The 1420-nt window shown below is 71.8% G+C and carries 4 protein-coding genes; 3 read left to right on the top strand and 1 reads right to left on the bottom strand.

The window, feature by feature from the left end; all coding sequences use genetic code 11:
• The 3 genes from HUK84_RS18160 to HUK84_RS18150 all read left to right on the top strand — a co-directional run.
• Positions 1-364 (top strand): 23S rRNA (guanosine(2251)-2'-O)-methyltransferase RlmB (locus HUK84_RS18160; protein ID WP_176641489.1); only part of this gene is annotated, 364 nt, incomplete at its 5' end.
• Positions 361-792: a GFA family protein gene (locus HUK84_RS18155; protein WP_317135313.1), complete on the top strand. Its 432-nt coding sequence runs from the start codon at positions 361-363 to the stop codon at positions 790-792. The genes HUK84_RS18160 and HUK84_RS18155, both read left to right, overlap by 4 nt.
• A 25-nt stretch (positions 793-817) precedes the next feature.
• Positions 818-1204, top strand: a complete 387-nt coding sequence (locus HUK84_RS18150; RefSeq protein WP_176641488.1) for a VOC family protein — start codon at positions 818-820, stop codon at positions 1202-1204.
• Between the two features lie 7 nt (positions 1205-1211).
• Here the strand turns inward: HUK84_RS18150 and HUK84_RS18145 are convergent.
• The coding region (locus HUK84_RS18145) for an amidase family protein (RefSeq protein ID WP_246285768.1) at positions 1212-1420 on the bottom strand (209 nt) is incomplete at its 5' end.

The raw sequence follows: 1420 nt of genomic DNA, 5'->3' as shown, positions 1-1420 counted from the left end.
CGCCGTGGTGGTGATGGAGCGCAACGCCCCGGACGAAACCGGCGCGCTGGCCAAGGCCGCGTCGGGCGCGCTGGAAATCGTGCCGCTGCTGCGGGTGGTCAATCTGGCCCGCACGCTGGAGACGCTGAAAACCCTGGGCTTCTGGGTCGTCGGGCTGGATGCGGGGGGCGGCGTCCTGAACGGCGCGGCCTTCGGACAGCGGCGGGTGGCGCTGGTCCTGGGGGCCGAGGGGGACGGGCTGCGCCGGCTGACCCGCGAACATTGCGACGAGATCGCGGGCCTGGCGATGCCGGGCGAGATGGAAAGCCTGAACGTCTCGAACGCCGCCGCCGTGGCCCTGTATGAACTGATCCGCGCGCCGTGACAGGGACGCCCACGCATGTCGAGGAGCACGCCATGCCATCGCTGACCGGCAGTTGCCTGTGCGGCGCCGTGACCTACCGCATCGACGGCGCGCCGCTGGATTTCGTGCTGTGCCATTGCACGCGCTGCCGCAAGACCACCGGCGCCGCCTTCGCCGCCAACCTGATCGCCCGCCCCGACGACCTGACCTGGACCGCCGGGCAGCGCGACGTCGCGCGCTGGGACCTGCCCACCGCCCGCAGCTTCGCCACCGCGACCTGCCGCATCTGCGGCACCCCGGTCCCCCACGCGACGCGCAACGGGCAATTGATGATCGTCCCGGCCGGCACGCTGAACGGCGAGCCGCCCCTGGCGCCCCGCCGGCAGATCTTCACCGGATCGAAAGCCGGGTGGTGCATCGCTGTGCCCGGCCTGCCGGCGGAGCCGTAGCTGCCACGGAGCGAGGAACGAACGGATGTTCAGCCACATCACCATCGGCGTCAGCGACGTCGGCCGCGCGGCCTTGTTCTATGACGCCTTCCTGGCGCCCCTGGGCATCACCCGCGTGTGGACGGCCGAGGACGGCACCTTCGCCTGCTGGCGCAAGGGGCATGACGGCCCGGCGCTTTTCGTCTGCCGGCCCTTCGACGACCGGCCGGCCGCGCCGGGCAACGGCTGGATGTGTGCGCTGAACGCCGAGAGCCGCGACGCAGTTCACGCCGCCTGGGACGCCGCGATGGCGTTCGGCGGCACCGACGAGGGTGCGCCCGGGCCGCGCCCGCATTATGGCCCGACCTATTTCGGCGCCTATGTCCGCGATCCGGACGGCAACAAGCTGTATGTCGTCTGCCGCGCCCCGTAGGGCGTCTTCAGTGGTTTGTCTTGCCCTGGGTCATCCTGCCTTGAGTGACCTGTTCGAACCCGTAGCCCAGGGCGAGCAGCAGCGCCTCGGACCAGGCGGGCCCGATGAAGGACAGGCCGACCGGCAGGCCGCGCACCCGCCCCATTGGCACGCTGAGATGCGGATAGCCCGCCACCGCCGCCAGCGATCCGGCCCCCGTGCCGTCGCCGGGCCGGT

The sequence above is a fragment of the Nguyenibacter vanlangensis genome, assembly GCF_013376155.1.
Taxonomy (GTDB): Bacteria; Pseudomonadota; Alphaproteobacteria; order Acetobacterales; family Acetobacteraceae; genus Gluconacetobacter; species Gluconacetobacter vanlangensis.
This window is presented reverse-complemented; position numbering and strand designations above follow the sequence as displayed.

Bases quoted from the DNA above. Each gene is read 5' to 3' on its own strand.
- HUK84_RS18150 (WP_176641488.1), top strand. From the start codon at position 818: ATGTTCAGCCACATCACCATCGGCGTCAGCGACGTCGGCCGCGCGGCC.